The 16,986-nt window shown below is 63.2% G+C and carries 17 protein-coding genes; 6 read left to right on the top strand and 11 right to left on the bottom strand.

Going from position 1 to position 16,986, the window contains the following annotated elements; genetic code table 11:
* Positions 1-530: 530 nt before the first annotated feature.
* The 5 genes from M2397_RS30160 to ribBA all read right to left on the bottom strand — a co-directional run bounded on the left by M2397_RS30160 (position 531) and on the right by ribBA (position 5,796).
* Positions 531-1,685, bottom strand: a complete 1,155-nt coding sequence (locus tag M2397_RS30160; RefSeq protein WP_131698769.1) for an ABC transporter ATP-binding protein — start codon at positions 1,683-1,685, stop codon at positions 531-533.
* Positions 1,686-1,702: 17 nt separating this feature from the next.
* Positions 1,703-2,512, bottom strand: coding sequence for an ABC transporter permease (locus M2397_RS30155; protein ID WP_010567348.1), 810 nt, complete (start codon positions 2,510-2,512; stop codon positions 1,703-1,705).
* A 6-nt stretch (positions 2,513-2,518) separates the two neighbouring features.
* A complete protein-coding gene (locus M2397_RS30150; protein ID WP_259245030.1) occupies positions 2,519-3,436 on the bottom strand; it encodes an ABC transporter permease in 918 nt (305 codons plus the stop codon).
* Entirely contained in the window at positions 3,433-4,458 is a 1,026-nt protein-coding gene (locus M2397_RS30145; RefSeq protein ID WP_027603596.1) for an ABC transporter substrate-binding protein, read from the bottom strand. The genes M2397_RS30150 and M2397_RS30145 overlap by 4 nt, the downstream gene beginning before the upstream one ends.
* A 228-nt stretch (positions 4,459-4,686) precedes the next feature.
* A complete protein-coding gene (ribBA, locus tag M2397_RS30140; protein ID WP_259245029.1) occupies positions 4,687-5,796 on the bottom strand; it encodes a bifunctional 3,4-dihydroxy-2-butanone-4-phosphate synthase/GTP cyclohydrolase II in 1,110 nt (369 codons plus the stop codon).
* A 69-nt stretch (positions 5,797-5,865) separates the two neighbouring features.
* On the opposite strand from ribBA, the gene M2397_RS30135 reads away from it, so the two are divergent.
* Entirely contained in the window at positions 5,866-6,159 is a 294-nt protein-coding gene (locus tag M2397_RS30135) for a DUF1330 domain-containing protein (protein WP_259245028.1), read from the top strand.
* A 138-nt stretch (positions 6,160-6,297) separates the two neighbouring features.
* On the opposite strand, the gene M2397_RS30130 is transcribed toward M2397_RS30135, so the two are convergent.
* The 6 genes from M2397_RS30130 to M2397_RS30105 all read right to left on the bottom strand — a co-directional run bounded on the left by M2397_RS30130 (position 6,298) and on the right by M2397_RS30105 (position 11,187).
* Complete coding sequence (locus M2397_RS30130) at positions 6,298-6,861, bottom strand: NUDIX hydrolase (RefSeq protein ID WP_131698765.1); 564 nt, start codon at positions 6,859-6,861, stop codon at positions 6,298-6,300.
* A gap of 2 nt (positions 6,862-6,863) precedes the next feature.
* Complete coding sequence (locus M2397_RS30125; protein WP_027603600.1) at positions 6,864-7,616, bottom strand: GntR family transcriptional regulator; 753 nt, start codon at positions 7,614-7,616, stop codon at positions 6,864-6,866.
* A 131-nt stretch (positions 7,617-7,747) separates the two neighbouring features.
* Positions 7,748-8,233: a flavin reductase family protein gene (locus M2397_RS30120; RefSeq protein WP_053139508.1), complete on the bottom strand. Its 486-nt coding sequence runs from the start codon at positions 8,231-8,233 to the stop codon at positions 7,748-7,750.
* A 12-nt stretch (positions 8,234-8,245) separates the two neighbouring features.
* Positions 8,246-9,727, bottom strand: a complete 1,482-nt coding sequence (locus M2397_RS30115; RefSeq protein ID WP_259245027.1) for an aldehyde dehydrogenase — start codon at positions 9,725-9,727, stop codon at positions 8,246-8,248.
* On the bottom strand, positions 9,724-10,557 hold the full coding sequence (locus tag M2397_RS30110; protein WP_131698763.1) for an alpha/beta fold hydrolase: 834 nt from the start codon (positions 10,555-10,557) through the stop codon (positions 9,724-9,726). The genes M2397_RS30115 and M2397_RS30110 overlap by 4 nt, the downstream gene beginning before the upstream one ends.
* Before the next feature lie 39 nt (positions 10,558-10,596).
* Positions 10,597-11,187: an amino acid synthesis family protein gene (locus M2397_RS30105; protein WP_131698762.1), complete on the bottom strand. Its 591-nt coding sequence runs from the start codon at positions 11,185-11,187 to the stop codon at positions 10,597-10,599.
* A 185-nt stretch (positions 11,188-11,372) separates the two neighbouring features.
* Between M2397_RS30105 and ltnD the strand changes: the two genes are divergently transcribed.
* From ltnD to otnI, 5 genes are all read left to right on the top strand, one after another.
* Complete coding sequence (gene ltnD, locus M2397_RS30100) at positions 11,373-12,347, top strand: L-threonate dehydrogenase (RefSeq protein WP_259245026.1); 975 nt, start codon at positions 11,373-11,375, stop codon at positions 12,345-12,347.
* A 10-nt stretch (positions 12,348-12,357) separates the two neighbouring features.
* Complete coding sequence (otnK, locus tag M2397_RS30095; protein ID WP_259245025.1) at positions 12,358-13,650, top strand: 3-oxo-tetronate kinase; 1,293 nt, start codon at positions 12,358-12,360, stop codon at positions 13,648-13,650.
* Complete coding sequence (locus M2397_RS30090; RefSeq protein ID WP_131698759.1) at positions 13,647-14,291, top strand: aldolase; 645 nt, start codon at positions 13,647-13,649, stop codon at positions 14,289-14,291. The genes otnK and M2397_RS30090 overlap by 4 nt, the downstream gene beginning before the upstream one ends.
* 98 nt (positions 14,292-14,389) lie before the next feature.
* A complete protein-coding gene (locus M2397_RS30085) occupies positions 14,390-15,850 on the top strand; it encodes an SLC13 family permease (RefSeq protein WP_259245024.1) in 1,461 nt (486 codons plus the stop codon).
* 15 nt (positions 15,851-15,865) lie between these two features.
* A complete protein-coding gene (otnI, locus tag M2397_RS30080) occupies positions 15,866-16,651 on the top strand; it encodes a 2-oxo-tetronate isomerase (protein ID WP_259245023.1) in 786 nt (261 codons plus the stop codon).
* Positions 16,652-16,986: the final 335 nt, after the last annotated feature.

Genomic DNA, 16,986 nt, shown 5'->3' with positions numbered 1-16,986 from the left:
GTCAATGCCAGGGATGCAAAGAACGGCTATGTTTCAATCAAAGTGTCACCTATGTGAATGCACTTTTTTGTAACCCATGTGGTTGTCCCGTACACTTGCCCCACCACTCGGCACCTCGCTTAGGCTCGGTGTGCCCGTAATCCGACAGTGATTTGGGGGGCCGCCGCCACGCGCCATCCATGGCGCGGGGCGGCTAAACCGGCATACCCCCCCAATCACTATCGGATTCCGGCCAGCGTGGTTAACGGGGCGCCTGAGATCAAGATCAAGATCCAAAGCAAGATCAAGGGCGGCTCTCTTCGCATCGTGGTTGCCGTTGGCGACTAGAACGTTGTGTAGATAGCCATGCTCTTCTCAAACTTAAAATAACTTACTGATTTTAAAAGTTAAAATTTCACCCTAAAGTCTTGAATTTTGCATAAGCAATTTCAGTCGACAGCATTCTTGTGGCGAGCGGGCTTGTCCCGCGTTGGGCTGCGCAGCAGCCCTACTTCGAAGCGGTAGTGGGGCCTCCCTCTCACATGGGTGACTCAATGCGCGCCTGCGGCCTTGTTCAGATCACTCTCGGCCCACTCCGTATACACACACGCATCCGCCGTCGCCCAGCGCACACGCACCGGGTCGCCGGCTTTGAGTGGCATGCCCGCAGCGGACAGCGCCTTGACCGTCATTGACGTGCCGCCGAGGGTTTTCACTGTGCAGGTCTGGCTTTCGCCGAGGAACAGCACCTCACCCACAATTGCCGACACTTCATTCCAGCCCGCCGCCAACGGTTGTTCAGCGGCCTGTTCGACACTCAGCGCCAGGGCTTTTTCCGGGCGCACCATCAGCAGCACATCCTGCTCGGTGCGCAGCCCGCTGGTCAGGCGGATCGACAGGGATTGGCCTTCGAACGCTGCCGCCGCGTTGCCCTGGGCCTTGAGCTTGAGGAAGTTGGAGTTGCCGAGGAACGACGCCACGAACGCGTTCGGCGGGTTCTGGTAGAGGTCGAAGCCGCTGCCCAGGCCGACGATCTTGCCGTGGCTGAAAATCGCGATGCGCTGGGACAGGCGCATGGCTTCTTCCTGGTCGTGGGTTACGTAGACGATGGTGATGCCCAGGCGCCGGTGCAGTTGGCGCAGTTCGTCCTGCAGGTCTTCGCGCAGCTTCTTGTCGAGGGCGCCGAGGGGTTCGTCCATCAGCAGGATGCGTGGCTCGTACACCAGCGCGCGGGCGATGGCGACCCGTTGCTGTTGGCCGCCGGACAGTTGCGAAGGGCGGCGATGGGCGAACTGTTCCAGTTGCACCAGCTTGAGCATGGCGTCCACGCGCTTTTCGCGTTCGGCGCTGGCCAGTTTGCGAATCGCCAGGGGGAAGGCGATGTTGTCGCGCACCGACAAATGCGGGAACAGTGAGTAACGCTGGAACACCATGCCGATGTCGCGCTTGTGCGGCGGTACATTGACCAGTGATTGGCCGCTGACCAGGATCTCGCCGCTGCTTGGCGTTTCGAAGCCGGCAAGCATCGACAGTGTGGTGCTTTTGCCCGAGCCGCTGGAGCCGAGGAAGGTGAGGAATTCGCCGTCCTGGATGTCCAGCGAGATGTTGTCCACGGCAGCAAATTCGCCGTAGTGCTTGTTCAGGTTGCGCAGGCTGACCAGGGGTTGGCCATGGCTCTGCGCGACATCGTTGATCACTGCACTCATGTTCTTCTCCTCGGCGCTCAAGCGCGGGTTTCGGTACGCCGGCGAACGGCGGCGGCAATCACCATGACCAGTACCGACAGGCCGATCAGCAGCGTCGACGCGACGGCGATCACAGGCGTCAGGTCCTGGCGCAGGGTGGTCCACATTTTTACGGGAAGGGTTTGCAGGGTCGGGCTGGCCATCATCACGCTGAGCACCACTTCGTCCCACGAGACCAGGAAAGCGAACAGTGCACCGGCGACCATCCCCGGACGAATCGCCGGAAAGGTCACCTTGAACACCGCCTGCAACCGCGAGGCGCCGCAGATCACCGCCGCGTCTTCGATCGACTGGTCGAACAGCTTCAGCGAGTTGATGATCGAGATGATGGTGAACGGCAGCGCCACGATCACATGGCTGACCACAAAAGCGAACATCGTGCCGGTGTAGCCCAGCTTGAGGAACAGCGCGTACACCGCCACGGCGATGATCACCAGCGGCACGATCATCGGCAGGGTGAACAGGCCATAGAGCAATTCGCGGCCGGGGAAGCGCCCACGCACCAGGGCAAAGGCGGTGGGCAGGCCCAGGGCGACGGCGAACACGGTGGTCAGCACGGCCACCTTGAGGCTGGCCATCGCTGCGTTCATCCAGTCAGCGTTGGAGAAGAACTGGCCGTACCATTTTAGCGTCCAGCCCGGCGGCGGGAACACCAGCCATTGCGACGAGCCGAACGACAGCAGCACGATAAACACGATCGGCAACAGCAGGAACAGGCCAATCAACCCGGTGGTGGTGTAGAGGCCCAAGCGCATCCTGCGGCTCATGGCATTGGGGGTCAGGAGCATGACGGCTTACCTCGCGTTGCTGGCGCCAACCGGGGATTCCGGCTGAAGCTTCAGGTAGAAGTAGAACAGCACCAGCGTGATGAAGATCAGCAACGCGGCGCCGGCACTGGCCAGGCCCCAATTAAGGAACGATTGCACCTGCTGGATGATGAACTCGGGCAGCATCATGTTCTGCGCACCGCCGAGCAGCGCCGGGGTGACGTAGTAACCGAGGGACATCACGAACACCATCAGGCCGCCGGAGAACAACCCAGGCCGGCACAGCGGCAGGAACACGCGGAAGAAGTTGGTCCACGGGCTCGCGCCGCAGATGGAGCCGGCCTGCAGGATCATCGGGTCGATGGCCTGCATGGTCGCCTGCAACGGCAGCACGATGAACGGGATCATGATGTAGCTCATGCCGATCACCACGCCGGTGAGGTTATGCACCATCTCCAGGGGCACATCGATGATGCCCATGGCCATCAGCGCCTTGTTGATCACCCCGGAGGCTTGCAGCAAGACCAGCCAGGAATAGGTGCGGGCGAGCAGGCTGGTCCACATCGACAGCAGCACAATATTCAGGATCCAGCGCCCCCAGCCGCGCGGCACCAGGGTGATCGCCCAGGCCAGCGGAAAGCCCAGCAGCAGGCTGAACAGGGTCACCAGGCCCGCCACCGAAAAGGTGTTGAGCAGCACCCGTGCATAGGCCGAGTTGGCGAACAGCTGTTCATAGTTGCCCAGGCCCGGCACCGGCTCCAGCACGCCGCGCAGCAACAGGCCGATCAGCGGCGCCAGGAAGAACAGGCCGAGGAACAGCAGGGCCGGGATCAGGTTGCTCGAGCCCCGCCAGCGCTGTGCCACGGACGGCGCCCCGGCCTTGGGCGAAACCGCGCCGGCAGCGCCGAGGGCGCTCCCGGTCGGTGTGGTTGCCGTCATTTTCATTTGACTAGCCATTCATTCCACCGTGTCGCAATGGCCGGACCGTTCTTGGCCCAGTAGGCGAAATCGAGGGTGATCTGGTCCTTGACGTAGGCGGTCGGCAGGTTCGGCGCGAGCACCGAATCCAGGCGCTGCACGCTGTCGATGTTCACCGGTGCATAGGCGGTCAGATTAGAGAAATCCGCCTGGCCCTTGGCGCTGCTGGCGTTGGCGAGGAACTTCATCGCAGCCGCTTTGTTTTTCGACCCTTTAGGCACGACGAGGATGTCGGCCATGACCAGGTTCTGCTTCCAGCTCACGCCCACGGGCGCGCCGTCTTCCTGCAGGGCGTGGATGCGACCGTTCCAGAACTGGCCCATGCTGACTTCGCCGGACGCCAGCAACTGTTGCGACTGCGCACCGCCGCCCCACCAGACGATGTCTTTTTTGATGGTGTCGAGTTTCTTGAAGGCGCGGTCCAGGTCCAGGGGGTAGAGCTTGTCGGCCGGGACGCCGTCGGCCAGCAGCGCCAGTTCGAGCACGCCGGGGCTTGGCCATTTGTAGAGGGCGCGTTTGCCGGGGTAGGTCTTGGTGTCGAACAGCGCGGTCCAGTCCTGGGGCTTGCCGGCGCCGAGCTTGCCTTCGTTGTAGCCGAGCACGAAGGAGAAGAAGAACGAGCCCACGCCATGGTCGGAGACGAAGCGCGGGTCGATCTTGTCGCGCTGGATCACCGAGAAGTCGAGGGGTTCGAGCAGGCCTTCGGCGGCGGCGCGCAAGGCGAAGTCGGCCTCGACATCCACCACGTCCCACTGCACGTTGCCGCTTTCGACCATTGCCTTGAGTTTGCCGTAGTCGGTGGGCCCATCCTGGACCACGGTAATGCCGCTGGCCTTGCTGAACGGGTCGGCCCAGGCCTGCTTCTGCGCATCCTGGGTGCTACCGCCCCAGCTCACGAAATTGACGCTTTCGGCCGCCATGGCCGCGTGAGTGGCCGTGGCCAATAAGCCCGCGAACAGCACCGCGGTTGCACGTTTGTTCAACACCATTTTCACGCCCTCATTTGTTTTGTTATTGAGCGGGCTTGGTAATGCCCGCTTATCGGGAGCAGTAGGTCCATCGGGGGCCTCTAATCGAGACCCCAAAAGGCGACCGTGCCAAGGGCTGTTATTGGTGCTCTCCCTGGCGGGCGCACTTGGCAGAAACGTTCGGTCTATGGAATATCATATTATGGTATTCCAAACTTTGTGCAAGCATTTTGCCTTACCGGTTATCCGTCATTCGGTGAAGGGAATGCTCTCGACCACCTCCAGGTCGTAGCCGGTCAGCCCTGCGTATTTGAGGGGCGGGCCGAGGTGACGCAGCTTGCCGACGCCGAGGTCCTGCAAGATCTGCGCCCCGGTGCCCACTTCGGAATAGATGCGCGACTGCGAACGGTTGAACTGGCGCGGTGCCTGCGTCAGTTGCGGCACGCGTTCCAGCAGGGCCTGGGACGATTCATGGTTGGCCAGCACCACCACTACGCCACTGCCTTCAGCGGCGACACGTTGCAAGGCCGCCCACAGCGTCCAGTTGGACGGGCCGCTGTAGTCGGCACCGACCAGGTCGCGCAGCGGGTCGATCACATGTACGCGCACCAGCGCCGGGGTATCGCGGTGCAACTGGCCCATCACCATGGCCATGTGCACGCCGCCGTCGATGCGGTCTTCAAAGGTGATCAGGCGGAATGTGCCGTGCACCGTGGGTAGGTCGCGTTCACCGATGCGCACCACGGTGCGTTCGGTGCTGAGGCGGTAGTGGATCAGGTCGGCGATGGTGCCGATCTTGATGCCGTGCCTGCGCGCGAAGATTTCCAGGTCGGGGCGGCGGGCCATGGTGCCGTCGTCGTTCATCACTTCGACGATCACCGAGGCCGGGGTGTGCCCGGCCAGGCGCGCCAGGTCGCAGCCGGCTTCGGTGTGGCCGGCGCGCGTCAACACGCCGCCATCCTTGGCGCGCAACGGGAAGATATGCCCCGGCTGCACGATGTCGGCCGGTCCGGCATTGCTGGCGACGGCCGCTGCCACAGTGCGTGCGCGGTCGGCGGCGGAGATGCCGGTGGTCACGCCGCTGGCGGCTTCGATGGACACGGTAAACGCGGTGCTGAACACGCTGCCATTGCTCGGCACCATCTGTTCCAGGCCCAGGCGCAGGCAGTGTTCGTCGGTGAGGGTCAGGCAGATCAGGCCACGGGCTTCGCGGGCCATGAAACTGATAGTCTCGGCGGTGCAGCAGGCCGCAGGCAGCAACAGGTCGCCTTCGTTTTCCCGGTCTTCGTCGTCCACCAGGAGCACCATCTTGCCTTGGCGGTAGTCTTCGATGATGTCTGCGATGCTGTTGAAGGACATGGAGAATGCTCGATTTGTTGGTTGTATGTATTATGGTATACCACAAAAACTCAACAAGAGGATGTCACGATGAAGGCCTACTGGATTGCCCATGTGGATGTGTCCGATGCCGAGCAATACACGCAGTACACCAAGCGCGCGCCGGCGGCGTTTGCACAGTTTGGCGGACGGTTCCTGGCCAGGGGCGGGCGCAGTGAAGCGATGGAAGGCGGGCCGGCACGGCAGCGTAATGTGGTGATTGAGTTTGATAGCTACGAGCAGGCGGTGGCGTGCTACGAGTCCGCCGAATATCAGGAGGCGAAAGCGCACCGTGAAGGGGCGGGGGTGGCGCAGATCATCATCGTGGAAGGGTTGGCGCCCTGATTTTTCAGGTATAAACCGATTCAAATGTGGGAGGGGGCTTGCTCCCGATGGCGGTAGTTCAGTCACTTCATGTATTGACTGACATACTGTTATCGGGAGCAAGCCCCCTCCCACATTTGGACCCGGTTTACCTGAAGGTCAGCGGATGAAGTGGATCTTGCCGCTGTCGTCATTGCCGATGTAGATGCCATACACCCCAGCCTGGCGCTCCTCGATATACCGTTCGAGGATCTGCCGGATCGCCGGGTAGTAGATGCTGTCCCAGGGAATGTCCTCGGGCGCGAAGAACTTGTAGTCGAGGGTTTCCGGGCCGAACTGGCCGGTGATCTCCAGCGCGATGGCGCGGAAGATGATGTACACCTCGCTGATTTTCGGCACGCTGAAGATCGAGTAGGGCGAGAGGATCTCGGCACGTACGCCGCTTTCTTCCCAGACTTCACGCAACGCCGCCTGCTCAGTGGTTTCGCCACCTTCCATAAAGCCGGCAGGCAAGGTCCAGGTGCCCGGGCGGGGCGGGATCGCCCGTTGGCACAGCAGGTATTTGCCGTCCTGCTCGATGATGCAGCCGGCGATGATCTTGGGATTGATGTAGTGGATATAGCCGCAGCCCCGGCACATCAGGCGCTCATGGGTATCGCCCGGTGGCAACTGGTGACCGAGGTCACTGCCGCCGCATGTCGGGCAAAAGCTGGGGCTGGCCAAGGTCAGTGACCTATGCGCGGTTCTTTCAGCGCGATGGGCAGGGTGATTTCCGGGATCTTGCCGGTTTCTTCCTGTTTGCGCTTGAGGTAATCCAGGGCCACGGCAGCCGCAGCGCGCACGTGATCGACGCAGGCCTGGTGGGCCGCCAGCGGGTCGCCGCTCTTGATCGCCTGGACCATGCGTTCCATTTCCTGGTTACTGGTGCCGCGACGGTTTTCCTGGGACACCGAGGTGGCGCGCAGGTAGCTGATGCGGGCCTGCAACTGGCGCAACTGGGTGGCCGCCACATGGTTGCCCGAACCTTCGAGCAGCACGTCGTAGAAGCCCTGGACCGAGTCGATGACCTGCTGCAGCTCACCGTCCTTGAGGGCCTTGCGGTTTTCTTCCAGGGCTTTTTCCAGGGCCTTGATGTCCTTGGCCTTGGCGCGCAGGGTGAACAATTGCACGATCAAGCCTTCGAGCACGCACCGCAGTTCATAGATGTCGACGGCGTCGGCCAGGGTAATGATCGCCACCTGCGGGCCTTTGGCATCGGCGAATTCCACCAGGCCTTCGGACTCCAGGTGACGCAAGGCTTCGCGTACCGAGGTGCGGCTGACGCCGAGGCGGTCGCACAGGTCGCGCTCCACCAGGCGGTCACCGGGCAGCAGTTGGAAGTTCATGATGGCGCTGCGCAGTTTTTCCAGCACGATTTCGCGCAGGGTGACCGGGTTGTGATTGACCTTGAAGCTGTCGTCGAGGGGCGCGCGTTTCATGGGGTCTGCTCTGAATTTAGCGGTTAACTGGAGGCCTCGGCCGGCCGGGGCCGATTGAGGGCCGAAAATCGGGCCCAAGTTTATCATGCTGCGTTCCTTAAGCGACAAACCCTCACGGCCCCCCGCGCGCCTCAGGCCAGCGCCGGCAGCGGGCCCAGCTTGCCCTTGTGGTAGATCATCGGCGTGACCGGCTCCTTGGGCAGGATCAGGTTCTTTACCGCACCGACGATGATCGCGTGATCGCCGCCGTCGTATTCGCGCCACAGCTCGCACTCGATGATCGCCGTGGCCTTGGCCAGCAGCGGGTTGCCCAACTCGCTCAGGTGCCACTCGATGCCCTTGGCCTTTTCCTTGCCCTTGCTGGCGAAAGCATAGGCCTCGGCGGTCTGGTCGGCGGACAGCAAGTGGATCGCGAAGCGCTTGCTGTCGCGCAGGATCGGGTAGGTGTCCGACGCATAGTTAGGGCAGAACAGCACCAGCGCCGGGTCGATCGACAGCGCGCTGAACGCACTGGCGGTAATGCCGACGATGCCGCCGTCCGGGTCGAGGGTGGTGACCACCGTGACGCCCGAAGGGAATGAGCTCATGACGTCTTTGTAAATGCCGGGTTCGATCATGGTCGGGGTCTCTTAACGCATCACAAAAGGATCAGGCATGGGCGCCTGGGAGAGGTTGATCCACACCGTCTTCAGCTCGGTGTAGGCGAGCACCGAATCGATGCCGCTTTCGCGTCCGTAGCCGCTGTTCTTGAAGCCGCCGATAGGCGCCATGGCCGACACGGCGCGGTAGGTGTTGACCCAGATGATCCCCGAGCGCACGTCCCGCGCCAGGCGGTGGGCGCGGCCGAGGTCGCGGGTCCAGATGCCGGCGGCGAGGCCGAATTGCGAGTCGTTGGCGATGGCCAGCGCTTCGGCTTCGTCCTTGAAACGGATGACCGAGGCCACCGGGCCGAACACTTCTTCCTGCATGATCTTCATCGAATTGCTGTCGCACTCGAACAAGGTCGGCTCGTAGAACCAGCCTTCACCGAGGTTCTGCGGGCGCTTGCCGCCGGTGCGCAGGCGCGCGCCTTCGGCGATGGCGTCCGCCACCAGGCGTTCGACCACGGCCAGTTGCTGCGCGGTGGCCATGGGCCCCATTTCGCTGGCGTCGTCCTGGGGGTTGCCGATGCGGATGCGCTCGGCGCGCGCCACCAGGCGCTCGACGAATTCGTCGTAGATTTCATCCTGCACCAGCAGGCGCGAGCCGGACACGCAGCTCTGCCCGGACGCCGCATAGATCCCGGCAATCGCGCCATTGATGGCACTGTCGAGGTCGGCGTCGGCAAAGATGATATTCGGCGATTTGCCGCCCAGTTCCAGGGACAGCTTGGCGAAGTTCTCCGCGCTGCTGCGCACCACATGGCGGGCTGTGGCCGCGCCGCCGGTGAAGGCGATCTTGCGCACCAGTGGGTGGCGGGTGAGGGCGGCGCCGGTGCTGGGGCCGTAGCCGGTGACCACGTTGACCACGCCCGGCGGGATCCCGGCTTCGAGGGCCAGGCGCGCGAGTTCGAGGATGGTCGCCGAGGCGTGCTCCGACGGTTTGATCACGATGGTATTGCCCGCCGCCAGGGCCGGCGCGAGTTTGATCGCAGTCAGGTACAGCGGGCTGTTCCACGGAATGATCGCGGCGACCACGCCCATGGCTTCGTGCACGGTGTAGGCGAACAGGTCGGGCTTGTCCAGCGGCAGGGTGCCGCCTTCGAGCTTGTCGGCCAGGCCGGCGGTGTAGTGGAAAAACTCCGGCAGGTAGCTGACCTGGCCACGGGTTTCGCGGATCAACTTGCCGTTGTCGCGGCTTTCCAGCTGGGCCAATTGTTCCTTGTTCTCGGCGATCAGGTCGCCCAGGCGGCGCAGCAATTTGCCCCGTGCGGTGGCGGTGAGGCCACGCCAGGCCGGGCTGTCGAAGGCGCTTTGCGCGGCCTGCACGGCGCGCTCCACGTCGGCTTCATCGGCGTCGGGCAGTTGCGCCCAGGGTTCGGCCAGCGCCGGGTTGAGGCTGTCGAAAGTCTTGCCGGACAGGGCATCGACCCATTCACCGCCGATGCACATCTGGAAGCGTGCGAGTGTCATGCAACGATCCCCTTGATTGGATTGTTTTGGGCGTACACCGTGTCGAGGAAGCCCAGCAGCAGCTGGTTGACCAAGCGTGGCGATTCTACCGGCATCATATGCCGTTGCTCGGCCAGCACCGCAACGGTGGCGCCGGGAATACGATCGGCCAGTTGCCGGGCCATTTCCGGGGTTGAACCGGGGTCGAGTTCGCCGGTGGCGACCAGGGTCGGTACGCGCAGACCCTTGAGGTCGTCGGCGCGGTACATGTCCTGGGTCGCAAACAGTTCGTAGGTGGTCAGGTAGCCCTGGGGGTCGTTGCCCGCCAGGGTTTCACGCAGGGCGGCGATCTGCGCCGGGTTGGCCGCCTGGTATTCACGGCTGAACCAGCGCGACAGCGCGGCTTCGGCATTCGCATCCGGGCCGTGTTCCGCAGCCTGGGCGGTGCGTGCGATCACGCCGGCACGCTGTTCGGGGCTGCGGTTGAACACACTGTTGAGCACTACCAGGGATTTGAGGCGCTCGGGGTAGTGCAGGGCAAACGCCCGGGCGACCAGGCCGCCCATGGAAAAACCGATCACCGTGGCCTGGGGCAGTTGCAGGTGGTCGAGCAGCTCCAGCAACTGGTCGGCATACCCCAGCAGCGGCGTGCCGGCGGCCGGGCGCGGGCTGGCGCCATGACCGAGCATGTCATAGCTGATCACGCGGTAATTCGTGGCCAGGCCAACGACTTGCCCGCCCCACATTTCTTTATTCAGGCCCACGCCGTGGATCAAAACCACAGGCTGGCCTTGGCCGGTCGCCAGATAACTGGTGCCAGCCGGGGTGCGTTCAGCGGTGAGCCGAATCATGGAGCGCTCCTGCATGCTTTTTGTTTTGGCCGGTGTTGCTTACTGGGCGTTTTCAGCGGCCAGCTCTTCCAGGTCGATATAGCGGTTGCCGATACGAGGGTGCAGGCGGCCGCCATCGGCGCAGCCCAATACCACGACGATTTCATCGGCACGCGGCGCATCTTCGATCTGCATTTCCAGGGTGATGTAGTGCGAACGCAGGCCTTCGTCGTCCTTGTGCATCATCGGGATCTGGATCGAGGTGCCCGGACCGCCGCGCTTGTTGGTGAAGCTCAAGTAGCTCTTGGCCTTGACCGCTTCACGGTAGTGATTGCCGAAGCGCAGGGTGTGGATGATCGCGCTGGCGTGTTCGATCTCGCCATCGGCACCGACCACGGCGGCCTTGCCATACGCCTCGATGTTTTCAGCGCCGCCAATGATGCCCACCAGGCGCTCGACCATCAGCGCGCCGAGGTCGGAGCAATTGGCCCGGATTTCCGGCTTGAGGTCTTCGACGAAGCCACGACCCAGCCATGGATTCTTCAGCACCACGGCGAGGCCGACCATTTTCACCGGGGTTTCTGCGGCCTTGCCGCCTTCGATGAAGGTTTCTTCTACGTAGCTGACGATTTTGCGGATTTCGAAACTCATGAGCGGCTCCATCAGGTGTGGGGGAGTGGGTTGCGTATGATGGTATACCATAATACGCAAAGCACAAGCGTCGCAAATGAGTTTGCGTGGGGTAAGGCGTTAAAGGGTGAGGCTGAGGTTTTCTCGGATCGATGTTAAAAAATGTTAGATAGAAAAAATACTTCACATAATCCGTTCATTGGTGGATGATCGATCCCAATTCCAACGCGGCTCGCCGGTGTGGTGTCAGCCGCCGTTTTCCCCTGGAGTACCCCATGAATAATAAGAATGTCGGTGTGATCGGTTTGGGCGCGATGGGGCTTGGTATTGCCCGCTCGCTGTTGCGCGCAGGCTTCAATGTGCATGCCTGTGATGTGCGTGAGGCGGTCACCCAGCAGTTCGCCGGCGAAGGCGGGGTGGCGTGCGCGTCACCGGCGCAGATGGCCGAGGCCTGTGATGTGATCATCACGGTGGTGGTTAACGCCGAACAGACTGAGACCGTATTGTTCGGCGAAGGCGGTGCCGTGGCTGCATTGCGCCCTGCGAGCCTGGTGATCGGCTGTGCCACCGTGGCCCCGACCTATGCCGTGGATCTCGGCCAGCGCCTGGGCGAACACGGCCTGCAGTACCTGGATGCGCCGATTTCCGGCGGTGCGGCCAAGGCCGCCGCCGGTGAGATGACCATGATGACGTCCGGCCCGCAGGCCGCCTATGCCAAGGCCGATGCGGTGCTGGCGGGCATGGCCGGCAAGGTGTATCGCCTGGGCGACGTCCATGGCCTGGGTTCCAAGGTCAAGATTATCAACCAGTTGCTCGCCGGCGTGCATATCGCCGCCTCCGCCGAAGCCATGGCCCTCGGCCTGCGCGAAGGGGTGGACGCCGATGCCTTGTACGAGGTGATCACCCACAGCGCCGGCAATTCCTGGATGTTCGAAAACCGCGTGCCGCACATTCTCAAGGCCGACTACACGGCACTGTCGGCGGTGGATATTTTCGTCAAGGACCTCGGCCTGGTGCTGGATACCGCGCGTGCGAGCAAGTTTCCGCTGCCGTTGTCGGCCACTGCGCACCAGATGTTCATGCAGGCTTCAAGCGCCGGTTTTGGCCGCGAGGACGACTCGGCGGTGATCAAGATTTTCCCTGGCATCGACCTGCCGACGGCCAAGCCCGAGCCGGTGTAAGGAACACTTTATGACTAACCACACCACGCGCCCGTTGCTGGGCTGCATCGCCGACGATTTCACCGGCGCCACCGACCTGGCCAACATGCTGGTGCGCGGCGGTATGCGCACGGTGCAGAGCATTGGCATCCCCAGCCGCGAAGTCGCGGACGGGCTGGATGCGGACGCCATCGTCATCGCCCTCAAGTCGCGCACCACGCCGGTCGCAGAGGCTGTGGAGGAATCCCTGGCCGCGCTGGACTGGCTGCGCGAGCAGGGCTGCGAACAGATTTTCTTCAAGTATTGCTCGACCTTTGACTCCACTGCCGCCGGCAATATCGGCCAGGTCAGCGAGGCCTTGCTCAAGGCGTTGGGCGGTGATTTTACCCTGGCCTGCCCGGCGTTCCCCGAAAACGGCCGGACGATTTTCCGTGGCCACCTGTTTGTGCAGGACCAGCTGCTCAATGAGTCGGGCATGCAACATCACCCGCTGACGCCCATGGGCGACGCGAACCTGGTGCGCGTGCTGCAGAGCCAGACGCAACTGCCGGTCGGGTTGCTGCGGTACGACAGCATCGCCGCTGGCGTCGAGGCAACCCGTAAAAAAATGGCCGAACTGCGCGAGCAAGGTGTGGGTATTGCCATCGCCGATGCGCTGTCCGATCAAGACCTCTACACCCTCGGCAGCGCCTGCGCCGACTTGCCTTTGCTCACGGGTGGCTCGGGCCTGGCCTTGGGTTTGCCAGGCAATTTCCGCCGTGCCGGTAAGCTGCGCGACTTCGATGCGGCGACGCTGCCGACTATCAGCGGTGGCGAGGTGGTGCTCGCCGGCAGTGCCTCGGTAGCGACCCTCGGCCAGGTTGCGGCCTGGTGCGAGGCGGGCCGCCCGGCATTGCGCATTGATCCCATCGCCCTGGCTGCCGGTGAACCGGTGGTGGCGCAGGCGCTGGCGTTTGCCCGCGACAGTGCACACACCGTATTGATCTACGCCACCAGCACCCCCGCCGAGGTCAAGGCCGTGCAAGAGCAACTCGGCGTCGAACGCGCGGGTGCCTTGGTGGAGAACGCTTTGGGCGAGATCGCTGCGGGCTTGCGCGAGCAAGGCGTGCGGCGTTTCGTGATCGCCGGCGGGGAAACCTCCGGGGCGGTAGTCAAGGCGCTCGGCGTCAACCTGCTGCAGATCGGCGCGCAGATCGACCCCGGCGTGCCGGCCACAGTCAGCAGTTCCACCGAGCCGCTGGCGCTGGCGCTCAAATCCGGCAACTTCGGTGGCCGTGAGTTCTTTGCCAAGGCCCTTGCGCACCTGGCCGGAGGTGCCCAATGACTGGCATCGACGAACAGGCCCTGCGCGAAGAGATCTGCGACGTCGGCCACAGCCTGTATCAACGTGGCTACACCGTTGGCAGCGCCGGCAATATCAGTGCGCGCCTCGACGATGGTTGGTTGATTACTCCCACCGACGTCTGCCTGGGTCGCCTGGCGCCTGGGGCGATTGCCAAGGTCAACCTGCAAGGCGAGTGGGTGTCCGGGGACAAACCCTCGAAGACCCTGGCCCTGCACCGTCAGGTGTACGACCGCAACCCCTCGGTGGGCGGTGTGGTGCACACCCATTCCACCCACCTGGTGGCGTTGACCCTGGCCGGGGTATGGCGGGCGGACGATATTCTGCCGCCGCTCACGCCCTATCAGGTGATGAAGGTCGGGCACATTCCTTTGATCGGCTACCAGCGTCCGGGCTCGCCCAACGTCGCCGAGCAAGTCGCGCAGCTGGCCAACAGCGTGCGTGGGGTGATGCTCGAACGCCTGGGGCCGGTGGTCTGGGAAAGCTCGGTGGCCAAGGCCAGCTACGCCTTGGAAGAGTTGGAAGAAACCGCCCGGCTCTGGCTGATGAGCAATCCCCGGCCCGAGCCGCTGAGCCAGGCCGCCTTGGATGAACTGCGCGAGACGTTCGGCGCGCACTGGTAAGCCGTAGACCGACACTGCAAGCCCCCCGCGAGACCCGCCTGCGGATCGTGACGGGAGCGGCTTGCGCCAAAAAAACAATAACAACAGGACATTCTCGAATGAGCCCACTGATTTTGATGTTGACCGCTGGCGCGGGTATCGCGCTGCTGCTGTTTCTGGTCCTCAAGTACAAATTCCAGCCGTTTGTCGCGTTGATGCTGGTGAGTATCGTGGTGGCGCTGGTGGCCGGGGTAAAACCGGCTGACCTGGTGGCGACGATCGAAGGCGGCATGGGCAAGACCCTTGGCCATATCGCGATCATCATTGCCCTGGGCGCGATGATCGGGCGGATCATCGAGCTGTCAGGCGGTGCCGAAGCCTTGGCCAAGTCGTTGATCGAGCGGTTTGGCAACAGCCGCACGCCGCTGGCGCTGACCATCGCCGGGTTCATCATCGGCGTGCCGGTGTTCTTTGAAGTCGGGGTGATCATCCTGATGCCGCTGGCGTATGGCGTGGCACGTCGGGCACGCAAGCCGCTGCTGGTGTTCGCCTTGCCGATGTGTGCGGCGCTGCTCACCGTGCATGCGTTCCTGCCGCCCCATCCGGGTGCCGTGGCCGCCGCCAGCCAACTGGGCGCCGACTTGGGCCGGGTGCTGATGTTCGGTCTGCCGATCACCGCATTGTTGTGCTACATCGGTTACCGCGTGGCGGGGCGCATGACCCGACGCTTCTATCCGATGACCGACGATATCCGTGCCGAAGTCTATGGCCCCCACGTGACCAATGAAGACCTGCGGGCCTGGACCAACGGCAATCACCAGGCGGTGCAAAAGAGCGCTGTGGCCGAGTCCCATATGGGCCTGGAAGAGTCCACCAGCGCCATCGCCGCCAAGCTACCGGCGGCGCCTGCACCCGGTTTCGGCCTGATTGTCAGCCTTATCCTGCTGCCGATTGTGCTGATTTTGCTGGGCACCCTGGCCACTTCGCTGCTGCCGGTCGACTCGACCCTGCGCGGGGTGATGACCGTGCTCGGCGCGCCGCTGGTGGCGCTGCTGATCGACACCTTGCTGTGTGCCTGGCTGCTCGGCTCGCGCCGTGGCTGGAGCCGCAGCCAGGTCTCCGACGTGATCGGCTCGGCGTTGCCGGGCGTGGCGATGGTTATCCTGATCGCCGGCGCCGGTGGCGTGTTCGGCAAGGTGCTGGTGGACACCGGCATCGGCGCGGTAGTCTCCGACATGCTGCGCACCACCGGCCTGCCGGTGCTGGCCCTGGGCTTTTTGCTGACCATGTTGCTGCGCGCGGTGCAGGGTTCGACCACAGTGGCCCTGGTCACCACGGCGGGGATCATCAGCCCGCTGATCGTGACCCTCAACCTCACCCCCAACCACCTGGCGCTGCTGTGCCTGGCCATGGGCGGTGGCGGGCTGGCGATGTCGCATATCAACGATGCCGGCTACTGGATCTTCACCAAGCTTGCCGGGCTCAACGTGGCCGACGGTTTGCGCACGTGGACGGTGATCACCACCTTGCTCGGCACCTTGGGTTTCTTGATTACCCTGCTGATCTGGCCTTTTGTCTGACTCTTGGGAGCTTTTATGCCTCGTTTTGCTGCCAACCTGAGCATGCTGTACCCGCAACATGATTTTCTCGAGCGCTTCGCGGCTGCGAAGGCCGATGGTTTTGATGCGGTGGAATACCTGTTCCCCTACGACTACAGCGCCGAGGCACTCAAGCAACGCCTGAGTGACAACGGCCTGGTGCAGGCGTTGTTCAACGCGCCGCCCGGTGACTGGGCGGCGGGGGAGCGGGGCATCGCGAGCCTGCCGGGGCGTGAGGCCGAGTTTCGTAGTGGCTTCGAGCGCGCGTTGGAATACGCCGCCGTGCTCGGCAACGACCGCGTGCACGTTATGGCCGGCTTGCTGCCCTCGGAAAACCTGCGCCAGCGCCATCAGGCCGTGTACCTGGAAAACCTCGCCTACGCCAGCGCCGCGGCGGCTGAGGTTGGCGTCACCGTGTTGCTGGAGCCGATCAACACCCGCGACATGCCGGGGTTTTTCCTCAACCGCCAGGACCAGGCCCACGCCATCTGCCGGGAGGTCGGCGCGCAAAATCTCAAGGTGCAGTTTGACTGCTACCACTGCCAGATCGTCGAAGGTGACTTGGCCACCAAGCTGCGCCGCGACATCGATGGCATTGGCCATATCCAGATTGCCGGGGTACCGGACCGTCACGAGCCTGACCTGGGCGAGCTGAACTACGGCTTCCTGTTCGAACTGATGGACCAGTTGGGCTACGACGGCTGGGTCGGCTGCGAATACCGGCCAAAGGGCGACACCTCGGCGGGCCTGCAATGGTTGCGGGACTGGAAAGCGGCTCGGTAGTCGACGAGCCTCTGTGTCGGTTCGGTTCAAATGTGGGAGGGGCGGTGCGACGATTCGTCTTGCCCCCGATAGCGGTTTGTCAGCCAACACATCTGCCAACCATGCCGCCGCCATCGAAGCCTCGCTAAAGCTCGACATCTCCCACAGGGATCAGCGGTACCCACGAGATCTATAGCCGAGCAACTTCCCACCTGCCAACCGAGCTCAAATGTGGGAGGGGGCTTGCCCCCGATAGCGGTGTGTCAGCCAACACCTCTACCAACCATGCCACCGCCATCGAAGCCTCGCTAAAGCTCGACATCTCCCACAGGGATCAGCGGTGCTCACGAGATCTA

The sequence above is a fragment of the Pseudomonas sp. BIGb0381 genome (assembly GCF_024809815.1).
GTDB lineage: Bacteria > Pseudomonadota > Gammaproteobacteria > Pseudomonadales > Pseudomonadaceae > Aquipseudomonas.
Note: the sequence above shows the minus strand (reverse complement) of the source record. Positions and strands in the feature narration are given on the sequence as shown.

Bases quoted from the DNA above. Each gene is read 5' to 3' on its own strand.
- M2397_RS30160 (WP_131698769.1), bottom strand. From the start codon at position 1,685: ATGAGTGCAGTGATCAACGATGTCGCGCAGAGCCATGGCCAACCCCTG.
- M2397_RS30155 (WP_010567348.1), bottom strand. From the start codon at position 2,512: ATGCTCCTGACCCCCAATGCCATGAGCCGCAGGATGCGCTTGGGCCTC.
- M2397_RS30150 (WP_259245030.1), bottom strand. From the start codon at position 3,436: ATGAAAATGACGGCAACCACACCGACCGGGAGCGCCCTCGGCGCTGCC.
- M2397_RS30145 (WP_027603596.1), bottom strand. From the start codon at position 4,458: ATGGTGTTGAACAAACGTGCAACCGCGGTGCTGTTCGCGGGCTTATTG.
- ribBA (WP_259245029.1), bottom strand. From the start codon at position 5,796: ATGTCCTTCAACAGCATCGCAGACATCATCGAAGACTACCGCCAAGGC.
- M2397_RS30135 (WP_259245028.1), top strand. From the start codon at position 5,866: ATGAAGGCCTACTGGATTGCCCATGTGGATGTGTCCGATGCCGAGCAA.
- M2397_RS30125 (WP_027603600.1), bottom strand. From the start codon at position 7,616: ATGAAACGCGCGCCCCTCGACGACAGCTTCAAGGTCAATCACAACCCG.
- M2397_RS30120 (WP_053139508.1), bottom strand. From the start codon at position 8,233: ATGATCGAACCCGGCATTTACAAAGACGTCATGAGCTCATTCCCTTCG.
- M2397_RS30115 (WP_259245027.1), bottom strand. From the start codon at position 9,727: ATGACACTCGCACGCTTCCAGATGTGCATCGGCGGTGAATGGGTCGAT.
- M2397_RS30110 (WP_131698763.1), bottom strand. From the start codon at position 10,557: ATGATTCGGCTCACCGCTGAACGCACCCCGGCTGGCACCAGTTATCTG.
- M2397_RS30105 (WP_131698762.1), bottom strand. From the start codon at position 11,187: ATGAGTTTCGAAATCCGCAAAATCGTCAGCTACGTAGAAGAAACCTTC.
- ltnD (WP_259245026.1), top strand. From the start codon at position 11,373: ATGATCGATCCCAATTCCAACGCGGCTCGCCGGTGTGGTGTCAGCCGC.
- otnK (WP_259245025.1), top strand. From the start codon at position 12,358: ATGACTAACCACACCACGCGCCCGTTGCTGGGCTGCATCGCCGACGAT.
- M2397_RS30090 (WP_131698759.1), top strand. From the start codon at position 13,647: ATGACTGGCATCGACGAACAGGCCCTGCGCGAAGAGATCTGCGACGTC.
- M2397_RS30085 (WP_259245024.1), top strand. From the start codon at position 14,390: ATGAGCCCACTGATTTTGATGTTGACCGCTGGCGCGGGTATCGCGCTG.
- otnI (WP_259245023.1), top strand. From the start codon at position 15,866: ATGCCTCGTTTTGCTGCCAACCTGAGCATGCTGTACCCGCAACATGAT.